Source organism: Streptomyces subrutilus (assembly GCF_008704535.1).
In the GTDB taxonomy this organism is placed as follows: Bacteria; Actinomycetota; Actinomycetes; order Streptomycetales; family Streptomycetaceae; genus Streptomyces; species Streptomyces subrutilus.
In genome coordinates this window covers 5,928,660-5,945,537 of the sequence record NZ_CP023701.1, presented here as the reverse complement: position 1 = coordinate 5,945,537, position 16,878 = coordinate 5,928,660, and the positions used below count along the sequence as shown (strand labels likewise).

The 16,878-nt window shown below is 70.9% G+C and carries 19 protein-coding genes; 2 read left to right on the top strand and 17 right to left on the bottom strand.

Annotation, left to right across the window (positions count from 1 at the left end; all coding sequences use genetic code 11):
* Positions 1 to 37 precede the first annotated feature (37 nt).
* The 9 genes from tatA to CP968_RS26320 form a co-directional block, all read right to left on the bottom strand.
* Positions 38 to 334, bottom strand: coding sequence for a Sec-independent protein translocase subunit TatA (tatA, locus tag CP968_RS26360; RefSeq protein ID WP_150520365.1), 297 nt, complete (start codon positions 332 to 334; stop codon positions 38 to 40).
* A 196-nt stretch (positions 335 to 530) separates the two neighbouring features.
* Entirely contained in the window at positions 531 to 731 is a 201-nt protein-coding gene (locus CP968_RS26355; RefSeq protein WP_150520364.1) for a hypothetical protein, read from the bottom strand.
* A 26-nt stretch (positions 732 to 757) separates the two neighbouring features.
* Positions 758 to 985, bottom strand: a complete 228-nt coding sequence (locus CP968_RS26350; protein ID WP_150520363.1) for a CpXC domain-containing protein — start codon at positions 983 to 985, stop codon at positions 758 to 760.
* A gap of 15 nt (positions 986 to 1,000) precedes the next feature.
* Entirely contained in the window at positions 1,001 to 1,969 is a 969-nt protein-coding gene (locus CP968_RS26345; RefSeq protein ID WP_150520362.1) for a helix-turn-helix transcriptional regulator, read from the bottom strand.
* An 86-nt stretch (positions 1,970 to 2,055) separates the two neighbouring features.
* A complete protein-coding gene (locus CP968_RS26340) occupies positions 2,056 to 3,012 on the bottom strand; it encodes a helix-turn-helix transcriptional regulator (RefSeq protein WP_150520361.1) in 957 nt (318 codons plus the stop codon).
* Positions 3,013 to 3,136: 124 nt separating this feature from the next.
* Entirely contained in the window at positions 3,137 to 3,529 is a 393-nt protein-coding gene (locus CP968_RS26335; protein ID WP_150520360.1) for an FKBP-type peptidyl-prolyl cis-trans isomerase, read from the bottom strand.
* Between the two features lie 28 nt (positions 3,530 to 3,557).
* Positions 3,558 to 4,499 (bottom strand): FKBP-type peptidyl-prolyl cis-trans isomerase, encoded by a 942-nt coding sequence (locus tag CP968_RS26330; RefSeq protein WP_150520359.1) that lies wholly within the window; start codon positions 4,497 to 4,499, stop codon positions 3,558 to 3,560.
* A gap of 117 nt (positions 4,500 to 4,616) precedes the next feature.
* On the bottom strand, positions 4,617 to 5,978 hold the full coding sequence (gene pafA / locus CP968_RS26325; RefSeq protein WP_150520358.1) for a Pup--protein ligase: 1,362 nt from the start codon (positions 5,976 to 5,978) through the stop codon (positions 4,617 to 4,619).
* A 104-nt stretch (positions 5,979 to 6,082) separates the two neighbouring features.
* Positions 6,083 to 7,345, bottom strand: coding sequence for an MFS transporter (locus tag CP968_RS26320; protein WP_150520357.1), 1,263 nt, complete (start codon positions 7,343 to 7,345; stop codon positions 6,083 to 6,085).
* A gap of 156 nt (positions 7,346 to 7,501) precedes the next feature.
* On the opposite strand from CP968_RS26320, the gene CP968_RS26315 reads away from it, so the two are divergent.
* A complete protein-coding gene (locus CP968_RS26315) occupies positions 7,502 to 8,503 on the top strand; it encodes a LacI family DNA-binding transcriptional regulator (RefSeq protein ID WP_150520356.1) in 1,002 nt (333 codons plus the stop codon).
* Between the two features lie 80 nt (positions 8,504 to 8,583).
* Here CP968_RS26315 and prcA read toward each other — a convergent pair whose 3' ends face one another.
* From prcA to arc, 6 genes are all read right to left on the bottom strand, one after another.
* Positions 8,584 to 9,348 carry a proteasome subunit alpha gene (gene prcA, locus CP968_RS26310; RefSeq protein ID WP_150520355.1) on the bottom strand — a complete coding sequence of 255 codons (765 nt, stop codon included), beginning with the start codon at positions 9,346 to 9,348 and terminating at the stop codon, positions 8,584 to 8,586.
* 46 nt (positions 9,349 to 9,394) lie between these two features.
* Positions 9,395 to 10,234, bottom strand: a complete 840-nt coding sequence (gene prcB, locus CP968_RS26305) for a proteasome subunit beta (RefSeq protein WP_150520354.1) — start codon at positions 10,232 to 10,234, stop codon at positions 9,395 to 9,397.
* The gene (locus CP968_RS35590; protein ID WP_306419942.1) at positions 10,186 to 10,299 is read right to left on the bottom strand and encodes a hypothetical protein; all 114 of its coding nucleotides are present in this window, start codon (positions 10,297 to 10,299) and stop codon (positions 10,186 to 10,188) included. The genes prcB and CP968_RS35590 overlap by 49 nt, the downstream gene beginning before the upstream one ends.
* Before the next feature lie 360 nt (positions 10,300 to 10,659).
* Positions 10,660 to 10,872 carry a ubiquitin-like protein Pup gene (locus tag CP968_RS26295; RefSeq protein WP_030016348.1) on the bottom strand — a complete coding sequence of 71 codons (213 nt, stop codon included), beginning with the start codon at positions 10,870 to 10,872 and terminating at the stop codon, positions 10,660 to 10,662.
* Between the two features lie 170 nt (positions 10,873 to 11,042).
* Positions 11,043 to 12,554 (bottom strand): depupylase/deamidase Dop, encoded by a 1,512-nt coding sequence (dop, locus tag CP968_RS26290; RefSeq protein ID WP_150520353.1) that lies wholly within the window; start codon positions 12,552 to 12,554, stop codon positions 11,043 to 11,045.
* Positions 12,555 to 12,805: 251 nt separating this feature from the next.
* The gene (arc, locus tag CP968_RS26285) at positions 12,806 to 14,572 is read right to left on the bottom strand and encodes a proteasome ATPase (protein WP_150520352.1); all 1,767 of its coding nucleotides are present in this window, start codon (positions 14,570 to 14,572) and stop codon (positions 12,806 to 12,808) included.
* 264 nt (positions 14,573 to 14,836) lie between these two features.
* Here arc and CP968_RS26280 point away from each other — a divergent pair, with 264 nt between their 5' ends.
* A complete protein-coding gene (locus CP968_RS26280; protein WP_150520351.1) occupies positions 14,837 to 15,157 on the top strand; it encodes a ferredoxin in 321 nt (106 codons plus the stop codon).
* A 4-nt stretch (positions 15,158 to 15,161) separates the two neighbouring features.
* On the opposite strand, the gene CP968_RS26275 is transcribed toward CP968_RS26280, so the two are convergent.
* Both CP968_RS26275 and CP968_RS26270 read right to left on the bottom strand, forming a co-directional pair.
* Positions 15,162 to 15,773: a hypothetical protein gene (locus CP968_RS26275; protein ID WP_373304111.1), complete on the bottom strand. Its 612-nt coding sequence runs from the start codon at positions 15,771 to 15,773 to the stop codon at positions 15,162 to 15,164.
* A gap of 203 nt (positions 15,774 to 15,976) precedes the next feature.
* Positions 15,977 to 16,873, bottom strand: coding sequence for a tRNA (adenine-N1)-methyltransferase (locus tag CP968_RS26270; RefSeq protein ID WP_150520350.1), 897 nt, complete (start codon positions 16,871 to 16,873; stop codon positions 15,977 to 15,979).
* Positions 16,874 to 16,878: the final 5 nt, after the last annotated feature.

Below are 16,878 nucleotides of genomic sequence, written 5' to 3'. Positions count from 1 at the left end.
TTGTCTCGTTGCAGATGACTGGCGTGTACGGCGCGCGTCAGCCCTTGGCGGTGTGGTTCGGCTCGGAGACGGGCCGGGAGCTGGTGACGTCACCGGGCGCGGCCTGGATGGTGCGCGGGGCGACGGGCTGCTGCGGGGCTTGGTCCGCGACGGTGGCCGCGGTCGCCGCGTCCTCCGCCTCGCCGTCCTTCTTCATGGCCTTGGCCTCGCTCTTGAGGATGCGGGCCGACTTGCCGAGGGAGCGGGCCATCTCGGGGAGCTTCTTGGCACCGAACAGCAACACGATGACAGCGATGATCAGAAGGATCTCAAGGGGCTTCAGATTGCCGATCATGTGTGTCTTCCTTCTCACCGAAACGGCTGGTTGTGGTGGCTCCGGACGGCTCGGACGCGATCCGGTAACCGCTCAGACAAGGATCGTAACCCCCGGGGGTAAACGCCCGGCAATCCCCCGGGGTCGCTCCGCTTGCGTGCCGGGCGCTTGTTCACTCCCCTGTCGTCCCGGTTCGTCCCGGTTGTCGGCCGCCGTCTTACGGACGGACGGTGCGGCCCGTCCGGGCCAGGTCCTCCGCCGCCCGCTCCAGGTCCCGCGAGGCGTCGGCGATCCGCCGACTCGCCCGCGCGACCTGGCCCGACAGCCTCCGGACCTCCACGTACACCCGTAGCGCCAGGACGCCCAGGACGGCGATCCCCAGAAAACCCAGGGCAATTGCGATCATCGGCCACAGCATGGGCCAGAGCCTAGGCCACGGAACGGTCAGACGCTGCGCAGGGTGCTCACGCCACCGCCGGTGAGCAGTTCCACGATGCGTTCACCAGCCGGTTTGCGGACGGCGGCGCCGCATTCGGGACAGGTGAACGAGTAGAACGTGGTCCGCCGGCTGCCCCCGATGGCCAGCCGCAGCGCGGCCGCCTCCAGCTCGAAGCGGCCCCGGCAATCAGGACAGGCCGCCTTGAACGCGACGGACCCGGACATGAGCGACATCGACCGCTGCTCCCCTCAGACCTGTTCCCCGTACCCCGCGAGCGCTTCTCGAGCGGCGCTCCGCGCGCTCTCCGCCAGTTCTGCGGGAGCGACGATCCGGCCCTCCCGGCCGAGGCGCAGCGCGAGCCGCCGCAGCGAGGCCGGGTCGGGGCTGCGCAGCGTGATCCGCAGTCCGCCGCCGGGCAGCTCCTCGGCGCTGTCGTGCGGGTAGTACTCGGCGACCCAGCGGCCGCCGGGGCCGACCTCGACGACGACCTCCGGATCCTCGGCGGCCGGCTGCACGAGCCCCTCGGACAGGTCGCGCGGTTCGATGGCGGGCGGGTCGGAGCGCTCGTCGAGCAGCCGGATCTCCGCGACCCGGTCGAGGCGGAAGGTGCGCCGCGCCTCGGAGAGGTGGCACCAGCCCTCCAGGTAGGTGTGGCCCACCGCGAAGAGCCGGATCGGGTCCACCGTGCGCTCGGTGAGCTCGTCGCGCGCCGGCGAGTAGTAGCGCAGCCACACCCGGCGGCGCTCGGCGATGGCCCGGTCGACGTCGGCGAAGACCCCGCCCTCGGACTCGAAGGTCACCGACAGGCGGGCGCTGGCCCCGGCGGCCTCGCCTGCGGCCGCCTCCAGCTTGGCGGTGGCCCGCAGCAGGGCGTCCCGGTCGCTCTCGCGCAGTCCCGGCAGGGTGGCCACGGCGCGCGCGGCGACCAGCAGGGCGGTGGCCTCGTCGGCGGCGAGCCGCAGCGGCTCGGCGGTGGACTCGCCGGAGGCGTCGGGGTTGCGCCACCAGATGCGCTCGCCGTCGGTGTCGATGTCGAGCAGGTCCCCGCCGCGGAAGCTGGTGCCGCACATGGGGAGGACGTCGAGGTCGGAGATGAGCTCGTCCTCGGTGATGCCGAAGGCGCGGGCGACGTCGGCGACGTGCGCTCCGGGGCGCTCGCGCAGGTAGGTCACCAGGGACAGCATCCGGCGGGTCTGGTCGATGGCGTTGGCTGCCATGCTGGTACGTCTCCCCCTCAGGGCACGCGCGCGGTACGGCGCGGTTGCGGTTGGTGCGTGCGGCGGCGGGTCCGGCGGCGGCCGGGTCAGCCCTGGGCGACGGCGCGGAGCCGGTCCACCACGTCGGCCCGGAGGTCGGCGGGCTCCACGACGACCACGTCGGGGCCGAACTCCACCAGCCAGGCGTCCAGCCCGTGCCCGTACGGGATCTCCAGCTCGTCCCAGCCGTCGGCGCCCTCGCGCACGGCGGTGGCCCTGGCCCGCAGCGGATAGCCGGCCCCGGCGCGCAGCCGGATCAGCGCGGAGCGGTCCCCGCCCTCCCCGGCCCAGCTCGCGACGGTCTCCCGCACGGTCACCACGTCGGGCACCTCGGCGGTGTACTTCGCGGCCTTGGAGCGGACCTTGCCGGTGATCCGGGAGAGCCGGAACACCCGCTCCGCCCCGCGGTCCCGGTCGTAGCCGGCCAGGTACCAGTGGCCGCGCCAGCACTCCAGGGCCCAGGGCTCGACCTGGCGGGCCTCGGGGCGGGCGGCGTTGGACTTGCGGTAGTCGAAGGTCACCGGACGGCGGTCCCGGCAGGCCAGCATCAGCGGCTCGAAGGCCGCCTCGTGGACCGGGATGCGCGGCTCGATGGCGCTGTGCTGGCCCGCGTACGGGTCGCCGGCCTCCGGCATGCCGCCCGCGCGCAGCTTCTGCAGGGCGCCGCTGGCGGCTCCCGCGAGGCGGGCCTGCTGCCAGACCTTGGCGGCCAGGCCCAGGGCGGCGGCCTCCTCCGCGTCCAGGGAGACGGCGGGGAGCCGGTTGCTGTCGCGGCGGGCCAGGTAGCCGGTGTCGCCGTCCAGGTTCTCCACGGTCTCGATGACCAGGCCCAGTTCCCGCAGGTCGTCCTTGTCCCGCTCGAACATGCGGTTGAAGGACTCGTCGTTGCCGGCTTCCATGTAGGCCTCGATGGAGCCGCGCAGCTCGCGCTTGCTGAGCGGACGGCGGGTCCCCAGCAGACACAGCGCCAGATTCATCAGCCGCTCGGCCTTGGCAATCGCCATCGACGCCGTTCCCCCGCTCTCGACACACCCTCGTGACCGTTGACCGTACCGTCCCGGCGCGCGCGGACAAAAGCGAGGGGCCCCCGCCGTCCGGCGGGGGCCCCTCGGCTGTCGCGAGCGGCGATCAGGCGGCCATCAGGTCGCACACGAAGATCAGCGTCTCGCCGGGCTTGATGGCGGCGCCCGCACCGCGGTCGCCGTAGGCGAGGTGGGCCGGGATGACCAGCTTGCGGCGGCCGCCGACCTTCATGCCCTGGACACCGCGGTCCCAGCCGGTGATGACCTGGCCGACACCGAGCTGGAACTGCAGCGGCGCGCCGCGGCCCCAGGACGCGTCGAACTCCTCGCCCGTGGAGTAGGCCACGCCCACGTAGTGGACGGAGACCGGGGAGCCGGCCTTGGCCTCGGCGCCCTCGCCCTCCCAGATGTCCTCGATCACCAGGTCGGCCGGGACCGGGAAGTCGGGGAAGTCGATCTCGGGCTTTTCGAGCTTGTCGCTCACGGAACTGCTCCTCATACGTACGAACCGGTCAACCGGAACAGTGTTACATCACCGCGAGGATGTCGAGGCTGAAGACCAGCGTCGACTTGGCGGGGATGGACCCCTGCTCCTTGTCGCCGAAGCCCATGTCCGGCGGGATGACCAGCAGGATGCGGCTGCCGACCTTCTTGCCGACCAGTCCGTCCTTCAGGCCCTTGACGGACAGCTGCTCCATCGGCCACGTGACGGTCGTGTCGGTGGCGTACGTGCTTTCGAAGGTCTTGTCGTCCTTCCACGTCTTGCCGTTGAACTTGACGACGACGTTGTTCTTGTCCGTCACCGCCGCCCCGTCACCCTCCAGGATGTAGTTGGAGACCAGCTTGGCGGGCTCGGCGGTGTCCTTCGGGACGGTGACGGCGACTTCCTTGCCGTCCGTGTTGGTGCCGACCTTGGGCAGGCCCTTGTTGTCCTGGGCGACTTCCTTGCCCGTGGCCGAGACCGGGACGCTGGCGGCCTTGACGATGTCCACGACGAAGACCAGCGTGGCGTTCGGCTTGATCTTCTCGCCCGAGCCCTGGGCGCCGTAGCCGAGCTCCGGCGGGATGACGAGCTCGACGCGGCTGCCGACCTTCTGGCCCTCCAGGCCCTGGTCCCAGCCCTTGATGACCGCGCCGGCGCCGATGGTCACGTCGAAGGGCGCGCCCTTGCCGAAGCTCTGGTCGAACGGCTCCTTGCCGTCCCACACCTGGCCGAGGTAGTTGACCTGGGCGATGTCGCCCTTCTTCAGCGCCGGGCCGCTGCCCTCGCTGATGGTCTCCACCTTCAGCTCCTTGGGCGGCGTGCCCTTCCCCTGGGACAGGGAGGGCGTCTCCCCGAACTTGGCGCCCTTCGTGATCGCGGGCACCCCGTTCTTCATCTGGGTGGAGTCGGAGCCGCTGTCATCGCCACAGGCCGCTGTCGACAGCAGCAGAAGGGGTACGACCAGCAGGCCGGCAAGTCGGCGCACGTGTTCCTCAGATCTCAGACGACAAGGCGGTCGCCGCCACTCTAAGGCGTGCGCGGGGCCCCGTACGAGATGAGTACGGGGCCCCGGACAAGATCAGCGCGATGTCACACCGTGGTACTACATCCCGGCGATCAGCTTCTCCACCCGGTCGTCCACCGACCGGAACGGGTCCTTGCACAGCACCGTCCGCTGGGCCTGGTCGTTCAGCTTCAGGTGCACCCAGTCGACCGTGAAGTCCCGGCGCTGCTCCTGCGCCCGGCGGATGAAGTCGCCGCGCAGCCGGGCCCGCGTGGTCTGCGGGGGCACCGACTTGCCCTCGAAGATCTTGAGGTCGTTGCAGATCCGCGCGGCCTGCCCCTTGCGCTCCAGCAGGTAGTAGAGCCCGCGCCGGCGGTGGATGTCGTGGTAGGCGAGGTCTATCTGGGCGACCCGCGGGTTCGACATGGTCATGTTGTGCTTGGCCCGGTACCGCTCGATCAGCTGGTACTTCATGACCCAGTCGATCTCGGTCCCGATCCGGTCCAGGTCCTCCGCCTCGATGGCGTCGAGGGTCCGGCCCCACAGCTCCAGCACCTGGTCCACGACGCCGGTGCGGATGCCCCGGCGCTCGGCGAAGTCCACCGCCTTGTCGTAGTACTCGCGCTGGATCTCCAGCGCGGAGGCCTCGCGGCCGCTGGCCAGGCGCACCTTGCGCTGGCCCGTGATGTCGTGGCTGACCTCGCGGATGGCCCGGATCGGGTTCTCCAGGGTCAGGTCCCGCATCACCGTGCCCGCCTCGATCATGCGCAGCACCAGGTCGGTCGCCCCGACCTTGAGCAGCATGGTCGTCTCGGACATGTTCGAGTCCCCGACGATCACGTGCAGCCGGCGGTAGCGCTCGGCGTCGGCGTGCGGCTCGTCCCGGGTGTTGATGATCGGCCGGGAGCGGGTCGTCGCGGAGCTGACGCCCTCCCAGATGTGCTCGGCCCGCTGGCTCACGCAGTAGACCGCGCCCCGCGGCGTCTGCAGCACCTTGCCCGCGCCGCAGATCAGCTGCCGCGTGACGAGGAACGGAATGAGGATGTCCGCCAGGCGGGAGAATTCTCCGTGCCGGGCCACCAGGTAGTTCTCGTGGCAGCCGTACGAATTGCCCGCCGAGTCGGTGTTGTTCTTGAAGAGATAGACGTCGCCCGCGATTCCCTCCTCGTGCAGGCGGCGTTCGGCGTCGACGAGCAGTCCTTCGAGAATGCGCTCGCCGGCCTTGTCGTGGGTGACCAGTTCGGTCAGGTTGTCGCATTCCGGTGTGGCGTATTCCGGATGCGAACCCACATCGAGGTACAGGCGGGCGCCGTTCCGCAGGAAGACATTGCTGCTGCGGCCCCATGACACAACACGGCGGAAGAGGTAGCGCGCCACTTCGTCAGGAGACAGTCGGCGCTGTCCCCTGAACGTGCACGTGACGCCGTACTCGTTCTCCAGCCCGAAAATGCGGCGGTCCATGACTGAACATTACGCCTCCAGCACTCTTCTGAAACCGGGTTCGCCGCCGCCGTTTCGATCATTTTCGGATGAGTCCCCCGCACACCCGCCGCACCGCCCTCCCCTCAGCCCGCCGGACGGACCCCGGATCCCGGCTCCGGGGCGGCCTCTGACGCCCCCTCGGGCGCGGGCGCCGCCGCCGCGCCGCGGGCCGGGGCCGCCAGCGCCCGCTGAGTGAGCGTCAGGACCAGCAGCGCGGCGGCGCCGGCCGCACCGGCCACCGCGAAGCCCGCCGCCGTACCGCCCAGCTCCACCGCGGGCCCGGCCGCGCCCGTACCGATCGCCGCGCCCACCCCGAAGAAGGTCACCAGCCAGGAGAACGCCTCCGTCACGGTGCCGACCGGAGCGTGCCGGTCCACCACGATGAACGCGCAGGCGAGCGAGGGCGCCAGGAACACGCCCGCCAGCGCCGCCAGCCCCGCCATCGCGACGGGTCCCGGCGTCAGCATCAGCGGCAGGTAGCAGACGGCCAGCAGCGCGACCAGCAGCCGCAGCCGCCCCTCCGGCGTACCGCCCCACCGGCGCGCGCCGTAGCAGACCCCGCCGATCAGGGCGCCCAGGCCCAGGGCGGCCATCAGCCAGCCGTACACCGCCTGGTCGCCGTGGTCGTCGGCGTAGGCCACGCCCGCCACCGTGATGGAGCCCAGGGCCGTGCCCACGAAGAAGAAGGCGCCGAGCAGCGCCAGCAGCCCGCGCGAGCGCAGGGCGCCCAGCCAGTGCGCCTCCCGGGGCTCCGAGGTCCAGGTCCGCGAGGGCTCGCTGACCACGACCGACAGCGCGCCCAGCACGCCTATGGCGTTGATCACCAGCAGGGCCGCGGCCGGGTCCCACAGCGCCGCGCACAGCGTCACCAGCAGCGGCCCCACGGTGAACATGACCTCCTGGGCCACCGCGTCCATCGCGTACGCGGCGTGCACCCGGTCCTCCTTGCCGCCCAGCACGCCGGGCCACAGGGCGCGCAACCCGCCCTCCAGCGGCGGCGTGCAGAGCCCGGCCAGGGCCACCGCGGTGTACGCGGCGGGCGCGGACCCGGTGCCGGCGGCGGCCAGCCACACCATGGCGAGCGCCGAGACCACGGCCGCGGGCAGCTGCACGCGCGGCTGCCCGAACAGGTCCACGGCCCGGCCCAGCAACGGCTGACCCACCGCGTTGCCCACGCCGTACACGGCCGCCAGCGCGCCCGCCAGGCTGTAGCTGCCCCCCTCGGCGCGGGTGAACAGCACGATGGCGATGGGGGCCACGGCGTTCGGCAGCCGGCCCAAGAGCGTGCCCACCAGCAGCCTCGCGGCGTGCCGGGTCCTGAGCAGCTCCGCGTATCCCGCGGCCATGTCCGCCCCTTTCCGCCCGGCCCCTGCCGGAGTAATACGTATAACTCGACGGGTCATACGTACCATGGCCACCGACCGGCAGTCCAGACGGGCCCCGCCCCCGGACCGCCGCCGCGCCCCCTCCACCCCCGCCGACCAGCACCCCGGGAGCACCGCGTGACGAGACCCACCAGCCGGGACGTGGCCACCGCCGCCGGGGTCTCCCAGGCCACCGTCTCCCTCGTGCTCGGCGACAAGTGGCGCGGCCGCGTCTCCGAACGCACCGCCGGACTCGTCCGCGAGGCCGCCGCCGCCCTCGGCTACCGGCCGAACCTCGCCGCCCGCAACCTGCGCCTCGGCTCCACCCGCACCGCCCTCCTCGTCGTCCCCGCCCTCACCAACGAGTTCTTCGCCCGCGTCTACACCGGCGCCGCCCGCGTCGCCGCCGCCCACGGCTTCGGCGTCGTCCTCTACCCCTCCCCCGACGGCACCGGCCCCGCCCGCGACCCCTTCGCCTCCGCCCGCGCGGCCCTCGACGGCGTCATCGCCTCCTCCATGGCCGCCGACGCCCTCGACGCCCTCGGCGGCGACGGACTGCCCCTCGTCATGCTCGACAGCGACCCCGCCTCCGGCGCCGCGGCCGCCCACGTCAACCTCGCCATGGCCGACGGCATGCGCCAGGTCACCGCACACCTCCTCGCCCACGGCCACCGGCGCTTCCTGCACCTCGCCTCCGCCGTCGACTCCTGGACCTTCGACGTCCGCGCCGAGGCCCTCAGCGCCCTCCTGGGCCCCTCCGCCGGGCTGCGCACCGTACGGGCCCCCCTCACCGTGAACGGCGCCCGTACGGCCATGGAGGCCGCCCTGGCGGCCCCCCGGGACCGGCCCACCGCCGTCATCTGCGACGACGACATCCTCGCCGCCGGCGCCTGCAAGGCCGCCCGCCGCCTCGGCCTGCGCGTCCCCGAGGACCTCTCCGTCACCGGCTTCGACGACCTCGCCCTGGCCACGGCCGTGGAACCCGAGCTCACCACCGTGCACCTCCCCGCCGAACAGGTCGGCGAACAGGGCATGTCCGCCCTCCTCGCCGTCCTCGACGGCGCCCCCTGGGACGCCCCCGACATCCCCGTGCGCCTCGTCGTCCGCGAGTCCTCCGGCCCCGCCCCCACCACCGCCTGACCGCCCCGCCCCTCCGGACACGACGGAGCCCCGGCCCGCCCCCGAAAGGGCGGACCGGGGCCCGTACGGCCGCCGCGGTCCTACTCGGCGTCGTCCTCCGGCGCCTCGTCGTTCGACACCGCGTCCGCCTGCGCGGCCGCCGGAACGTCCGCCTCCAGCAGCCGGGCCAGCTGCCGGCCCCGGATGCGCTTGAACTTCCGCTGCTGCGCACGCGTCCGGTCCAGCACCGCCACCTCCAGCCGCTCGACCGGAATCGCCTTCTCCGCGCCGTTCGCCTGGCTCGACAGCGCCTGCACCGCCAGCTTCAGCGCCTCGGCCAGGGTCATCCCGTCCTGGTGCCGCTGGTCGAGGAAGGTGCTGATCTGCTCCGCGTTCCCGCCGACCGCGACCGAACCGTGCTCGTCCACGATCGACCCGTCGTGCGGCAGCCGGTAGATCTGGTCGCCCGCGGCGGTCGCCCCGACCTCCGCCACCACCAGCTCCACCTCGTACGGCTTCTCGCCGGCCGAGGAGAAGATGGTGCCCAGCGTCTGGGCGTAGACGTTCGCCAACCCGCGGGCCGTCACGTCGTCGCGGTCGTAGGTGTACCCGCGCAGGTCCGCGTAGCGCACACCCCCGATCCGCAGGTTCTCGTACTCGTTGTACTTGCCGGCGGCCGCGAAGCCGATCCGGTCGTAGATCTCGCTGAACTTGTGCAGCGCGCGGGACGGGTTCTCGCCGACGAACACGATGCCGTCGGCGTACTGCAGCACGACAAGGCTGCGACCTCGCGCGATGCCCTTCCGGGCGTATTCCGCCCGGTCGGCCATGGCCTGCTGGGGTGACACATAGAACGGAGTCGACACCGGCTGTCCGTCCCTTTCTTCTGGGCTCCTACGGGGCGGCGGATGGTCAGAGCAGGGCGGCGCGCGGGCCGTCCGGCTGCTCCAGGCGGCGGTTGGTGACCGTACGGGCCAGTTCCTGCGACTGCGCGTCGGTCAGCCTGCGGAAGCCCTCGTCGGTGATGACGGTGACGATGGGGTAGATGTGCCGGTACAGGTCCGGGCCGCCGGTCGCCGAGTCGTCGTCGGCGGCGTCGTACAGCGCCTGCACGACCAGGGTGGTGGCCTGCTCCTCCGTCAGGTCGGGACGGTAGAGCTTCTTCATGGAGCCCCGGGCGAAGATCGAACCGGAACCGGTGGCCGCGTAGCCGTGCTCCTCGGAGCGGCCGCCGGTCACGTCGTAGGAGAAGATCCGGCCCTTCTCCTTCGCCTCGTCGTACCCCGCGAAGAGCGGGACGACGGCCAGGCCCTGCATCGCCATGCCCAGATTGCTCCGGATCATGGTGGACAGGCGGTTCGCCTTGCCCTCCAGCGAAAGGGTCGCCCCCTCCACCTTCTCGAAGTGCTCCAGCTCCAGCTGGAACAGCTTGACCATCTCCACGGCCAGGCCGGCCGTGCCGGCGATGCCCACGGCGGAGTACTCGTCGGCCGGGAACACCTTCTCGATGTCCCGCTGCGCGATCATGTTGCCCATGGTCGCCCGCCGGTCACCGGCGAGCACGACCCCGCCGGGGAAGGTGGCGGCCACGATGGTCGTCCCGTGCGGCGCCTCGACGACGCCCTCGGGCAGCTTGCGGTTGCCCGGGAGCATGTCGGGCGAGTGCGCGCCCAGGAAGTCCATGAACGACGACGACCCCGGCGTCAGGAAGGCTGCCGGTAGACGCCCCGTGCCAAGATTGTTGGCTTCCACGCGTGTCCCTCCAGGTATGAGACGGCCCGCCGCAGAGCGCCGGGATCGTCTCCCGACGTGCCGATGGCCGCATTGCAGTTGAAGCACCGTACGCCCGGACCCTACCCGCCTCGTGGCGGTGATCCACCTGTACGGCCGGAGCCTTGGGACGGGTACGTCGGGGTCCGTCCGGCGCGCGGTCGTCTCGTCGCGCCGCGGCGCGTTCGAGGGCCCGCCCGCCCTTCGTACGGAGCGGTCGCGTTCCGGGCCCGGCCGCGCGCGGCTCGACCCCGTCACGACGGAGCCGCAGTCCGCGGCCTTCCGGTCCGGCCCACCCGGGGCGGAACCTTCCGCCCCGGGTGGAATCCGACGCTCGCGGCAACGCGCGGCCGTACGGTCGCGGCGGTCGCGGCGGTCCGCCCCGTGCGACCGTTCGGTGCCGAAGGCTACTGACCGCCCTTTTGCACGAAGCTTCGAACGAAGTCCTCGGCGTTTTCCTCAAGGACGTCGTCAATTTCGTCGAGTACGGAGTCGACGTCGTCGGAGAGCTTCTCCTGGCGCTCCTTGAGGTCGGTCGATTCCTCGACCGCCGCCTCCTCGACCTCCTCGGTCGAGCGCGTCGCCTTCTGCTGTCCGCCGCCGGTGTCCTTGGTCGCCATGTCTACCTCACCCCGCTCGGTTCGCACGCTCACAACGAGAGATCCCGGATCGGGATCCCTCAAGATCAGACCCTACGCCGGACCCTACAAGGAGGCTCGGCATTCGTCCCCGCACTTTCGCAAGTCCGGTTTTCCTGATGATTCCCGGACCGGGGCCCTTTCAGCCGCGTTCAGCGGCCCGAAAGCACCTGCACCAGCTCCTCCGCCGTGCGGCACCGGTCCAGCAGCTCCTTCACGTGGGCCCGCGTACCGCGCAGCGGCTCCAGCGTGGGGACCCGCTGGAGCGAGTCGTGGCCCGGCAGGTCGAAGATCACCGAGTCCCACGAGGCCGCCGCCACGTCGTCCGCGTACTGCTCCAGGCAGCGGCCGCGGAAATAGGCCCGGGTGTCCTCCGGCGGCTTGCTCCGGGCCCGCTCGACCGCCGGCTCGTCCAGCAGCCGCTTCATCTTGCCGCGGGCCACCAGACGGTTGTACAGGCCCTTCTCGGGGCGCACGTCCGCGTACTGGAGGTCCACCAGGTGCAGCCGGGCCGCGTCCCACTCCAGGCCGTCCCGGCGCCGGTAGCCCTCCAGCAGCTCCCGCTTCGCGATCCAGTCCAGTTCGCCGGACAGGCTCATCGGATCGGTCTCCAGCCGGCCCAGCACGTCCTCCCAGCGGGTGAGCACGTCCGCGGTCTGCTCGTCCACGTCCGACCCGAACCGCTCCTCGACGTACTTCCTGGCCAGCTCGAAGTACTCCATCTGGAGCTGCACCGCGGTCAGGGTGCGCCCGCTGCGCAGGGTGATCAGGTGACCGAGGTCGGGGTCGTGGGAGACCTGGTGCAGGGTGCGGACGGGCTGGTCCACGGCCAGGTCGACGTTGATGAACCCGTCCTCGATCATGGACAGGACCAGCGCCGTCGTGCCGAGCTTGAGGTAGGTGGAGATCTCGGAGAGGTTGGCGTCGCCGATGATCACGTGGAGCCGGCGGTACTTCTCGGCGTCGGAGTGGGGCTCGTCGCGGGTGTTGATGATGGGCCGCTTGAGGGTGGTCTCCAGGCCCACCTCGACCTCGAAGTAGTCCGCGCGCTGGCTGATCTGGAAGCCGTGCTCGCGGCCGTCCTGGCCGATGCCCACGCGTCCCGCGCCGGTGACCACCTGGCGGGAGACGAAGAAGGGCGTGAGGTGGCGCACGATGTCCGAGAAGGGGGTCTCCCGCTTCATCAGGTAGTTCTCGTGCGTGCCGTAGGAGGCGCCCTTGTTGTCGGTGTTGTTCTTGTAGAGGTGGATCGGCTGGGCGCCGGGCAGCTGGGCCGCCCGTACGGCCGCCTCGGCCATGATCCGCTCGCCGGCCTTGTCCCAGAGCACGGCGTCGAGCGGGTTGGTGATCTCGGGCGAGCTGTACTCGGGGTGGGCGTGGTCCACGTAGAGCCGGGCGCCGTTGGTGAGGATCACGTTGGCGAGGCCGATGTCCTCGTCGGTCAGCTGGCTGTTGTCTGCGGCCTCGCGGGCGAGGTCGAAGCCGCGGGCGTCCCGCAGCGGATTCTCCTCCTCGAAGTCCCAGCGGGCGCGTCGCGCCCGGTGCATCGCCGCCGCGTAGGCGTTGACGATCTGGGACGAGGTGAGCATGGCATTGGCGTTCGGGTGCCCGGGGACGGAGATCCCGTACTCCGTCTCGATCCCCATTACTCGCCGTACGGTCATGCGGCCCTCCTTGCCCGGCGGCGCCCCCCTTCGGGAGCGGCGCTCAAGTACCGCTGGTGCTCCGGTGCGTGTGTCTGTGCGGTGCCCGTCCCCGCACTGCGCGTCCGGCGGTACGGATGAGCCTAGAACCACTGAGCGCTCGTGGGGAGATCATTTCCGTCTTTGGCTTTACCTTGTCACCGGCTGAAAAGCAGTCGGTAAAGCAGTCGGCTGCGGATGCCCGGAGGGGCATCCGCAGCCTCTCCGCTCGATCAGAGGTACTGGCCGGTGTTCGCCACCGTGTCGATGGAGCGCCCGGTGTCCGCACCCTGCTTTCCGGTGACGAGCGTGCGGATGAATACGATCCGCTCGCCCTTCTTTCCGGAGATGCGGGCCCAGTCGTCCGGGTTGGTGGTGTTGGGCAGGTCCTCGTTCTCCTTGAACTCGTCCACGCAGGCCTGGAGCAGGTGGGCGACCCGCAGGCCCTTCTGGTCGTGTTCCAGGAAGGCCTTGATGGCCATCTTCTTGGCCCGGTCCACGATGTTCTGGATCATCGCGCCCGAGTTGAAGTCCTTGAAGTAGAGGACTTCCTTGTCGCCGTTGGCGTACGTGACCTCGAGGAAGCGGTTCTCCTCGGTTTCGGCGTACATCTGCTCGACGACGGTCTGGATCATGCCGTGGACGGTCTCGGCCGTGGAGCCCTGGTGCTCGGACAGGTCGTCCGTGTGCAGGGGCAGCGAGGCCTTGAGGTACTTCGCGAAGATGTCCTTCGCGGCCTCGGCGCCGGGACGCTCGATCTTGATCTTCACGTCGAGGCGGCCGGGGCGCAGGATGGCCGGGTCGATCATGTCCTCGCGGTTGGAGGCGCCGATGACGATGACGTTCTCCAGGCCCTCCACACCGTCGATCTCGGCGAGCAGCTGGGGGACGATGGTGTTCTCCACGTCCGAGCTGACACCGGATCCGCGGGTGCGGAAGAGGGATTCCATCTCGTCGAAGAAGACGATGACGGGGGTGCCCTCGCTCGCCTTCTCCCGGGCACGCTGGAAGACGAGGCGGATGTGCCGCTCGGTCTCGCCGACGTACTTGTTGAGGAGCTCGGGGCCCTTGATGTTCAGGAAGTAGGACTTCCCGGCGGGCTGGCCGGTCACCTCGGCGACCTTCTTGGCAAGGGAGTTGGCCACGGCCTTGGCGATGAGCGTCTTGCCGCAGCCGGGAGGGCCGTAGAGCAGGATGCCCTTGGGGGGCCGCAGTTCGTGCTCCTTGAAGAGGTCCGGGTAGAGGTAGGGGAGCTCGACGGCGTCGCGGATCAGTTCGATCTGGTCGCCCAGGCCGCCGATCTTGTCGTAGTCGATGTCCGGGACCTCTTCGAGGACGAGGTCCTCGACCTCGCTCTTCGGGACGATCTCGTAGACGTAGCCGGAGCGGGGTTCGAGCAGCAGGGAGTCGCCGGGGCGGATGGTGACGTCCAGGAGCGGCTCGGCGAGCCTCACCACCCTTTCCTCGTCGGTGTGCCCGACCACCAGGGCGCGCTCGCCGTCCTCCAGGATCTCCTTGAGGGTGACGATGTCCCCGGCCCGCTCGTACGCCATGGCCTCGACCACGTTGAGGGCCTCGTTGAGCATGACCTCCTGGCCGCGCCGGAGCTCTTCCGGTTCGACGCTGGGGCTGACGTTCACGCGGAGCTTGCGGCCCCCCGTGAAGATGTCGACGGTGCCGTCCTCGTTCGCCTGCAGGAAGACACCGAAGCCGGCCGGCGGCTGCGCGAGCCGGTCGACTTCCTCCTTGAGGGCCACGATCTGGTCGCGGGCCTCACGGAGCGTGTTCGCCAGTCGTTCGTTTTGTGCGGAGACGCCGGCCAGATTCGTCTGCAACTCGACGATCCGCTCTTCGAGAATCCTCGTGTGTCGCGGAGAGTCGGCGAGCTTACGTCGCAGGACGGCGATTTCCTGCTCGAGAAAGGCAACCTGGCCAGCGGGGTCTTCAGACCCTCGCCCGGGCCGGATGCCGCGGTTGATGTCGTCGTCGTGGGCTGCCACGGTCCTCACCTCCTCCAAGGGGAGCTGGACGCTTCCTGACCCTACCTGGGCTGGTGGTGATTGAAACCCCTAGATCACAAAGACGGTAGAGGTGTGTCCGATCTTCACCCTTGCGTACTCCCTCACGCCAAGGAAATACCCACCCATCAAACTCGGGAAGCAGCCGGTTGTAAGGTCGAAGTGTTCAACACCCGTCCGAGCTCGCGCGACTTGCTGCGACTTGTGACCGGGATGGATCACTCAGCGCAGGGAACGGCAGGAGATATGACCGTGCAGCACGAGGCTCCGACGGGCACCGCCGGTGGGACCGGCGAGCCGCTTGAGGTCTGGATCGACCAGGACCTCTGCACCGGGGACGGCATCTGCGCGCAGTACGCGCCGGAGGTGTTCGAGCTGGACATCGACGGTCTGGCGTACGTGAAGAGCGGGGACGACGAGCTGCTGCAGGAGGCGGGGGCGACGACTCCGGTTCCGCTGACGCTGCTCCAGGACGTGGTGGACTCGGCGAAGGAATGTCCGGGCGACTGCATTCACGTAAGGCGCGTTTCGGACAGGGTGGAAGTGTTCGGCCCCGACGCCGAGTGACGCTTCAAACACGCATGGCGGCCGAGTCCGTCAGCTCCTGGCGGAATTTTCCGCCGGTCCAGCGCCACTTGGCGAGCTTCTTCACGTCGGGGCTGTAGCGGGGCACCTCGGGCGAGGAGTACCCGAGGAGGGTCGCGGTGACCTCTCCGTCGCGCACGGTGAGGTCGGTCGCGGTCTGCCGCTGCGCGGCCTCGAGCAGGGTGGCGACGACCCGGGGGCGGGCGCCCTCGGCGGGGTCGCGGGTGAGGACGTAGAGCGCGTGCGGCGGAGTGCCCGAGCCCGCGTCGCAGCGCACGGCCGCCACGGTCTCGGGGCGGCCGTCGCCGTCCAGGTCGCCTTCGGCGGTGGCCGTGACGGTCTGCGGGGCGCCCTTGCAGTCGAGCGGGTAGGTCACCGCCGCCGCGTCGGGGGCCGCGGCCCGCGGCCCGTCCGCCGCGGCCGGGCCGCTGCCCGCGGCCGCCGCGGCGGCGGGGGTGCCGGCGGCCGGCTGGAGGAGTCCCGCGAGGGCGACGACCGCGGCCATGGCGGTGGCCGTGGCCAGCCAGTGGACGGCCCGGGCATGGCTGTGCGCCAGGGTTTCCGGTGGGGGCGTCAGCTCGGCGGGGCTGTGCAGCACGCGGGGTGTCTCCTGTGCGACGGGTGACGGGGAGCCAGCATCGTGCCACACCTCACACGGGGGTGGAACGGCCGGGTCCGGACGGAACCGGATCCTCGTGGTGACAACGAAAAGGCGCCGTGGCGCAGTTCCCGATCGGCTCGGGGAACTGCGCCACGGCGCTGAGGCGTTGCACCGGCCGGGCCGGCTGCCGGAGGGGCGCTCTAGGCGGAGCGGTCGCTGCCGGGGCCGTCGTAGTCCTCGCCGTACGCGCCCTTGGAGGGGCGGCGGCGGCGCAGCGGGGGCTCGACGCCGTCCGCGAGGCGGCGGGCGGTGACGAGGAAGCCGGTGTGGCCGATCATCCGGTGGTCCGGACGGACGGCGAGGCCCTCGACGTGCCAGTTGCGGATCATCGATTCCCACGGCTGCGGCTCGGCGTAGCAGCCGAACTCGCGGATGGACTCGACGGTGCGGGCGAGCTGGGTGGTGGTGGCCACGTAGCAGCACAGGATGCCGCCGGGGACCAGGGCCTTGGAGACGGCCTCCAGGCACTCCCAGGGGGCGAGCATGTCGAGGATCACGCGGTCGACGTCCGTGTCGGACAGGTTGTCCTGGAGGTCGCCCACGGTCAGCTGCCACGCCGGGTGCGGGCCGCCGAAGTAGCGCTCGACGTTGGCGGTGGCGATCTCGGCGAAGTCCGCGCGGCGCTCGTAGCTGTGGAGCATGCCCTGGTCGCCGATGGCGCGCAGCAGGAAGCTGCTCAGGGAGCCGGAGCCCACACCTGCCTCCACGACGCGGGCGCCGGGGAAGATGTCGGCGAAGGCCAGGATCTGGCCCGCGTCCTTGGGGTAGACCACGGCGGCACCGCGGGGCATGGACAGGACATAGTCGGGGAGCAGGGGACGCAGCGCGAGGTACGCGACGTTGCCCGTGGTACGGACAACACTGCCCTCGGGAGCACCGATCAGCTCGTCGTGCGGGAAGGAACCCTTGTGGGTGTGGAAATTCTTCCCGGCTTCGAGCGTGAACGTGTAGTGGCGGCCCTTGGGGTCGGTGAGCTGAACCTGGTCCCCGACCTCGAAGGGCCCGCGTCGGCGGGCGGCACCGGTCGGTTCGGACATGTGAC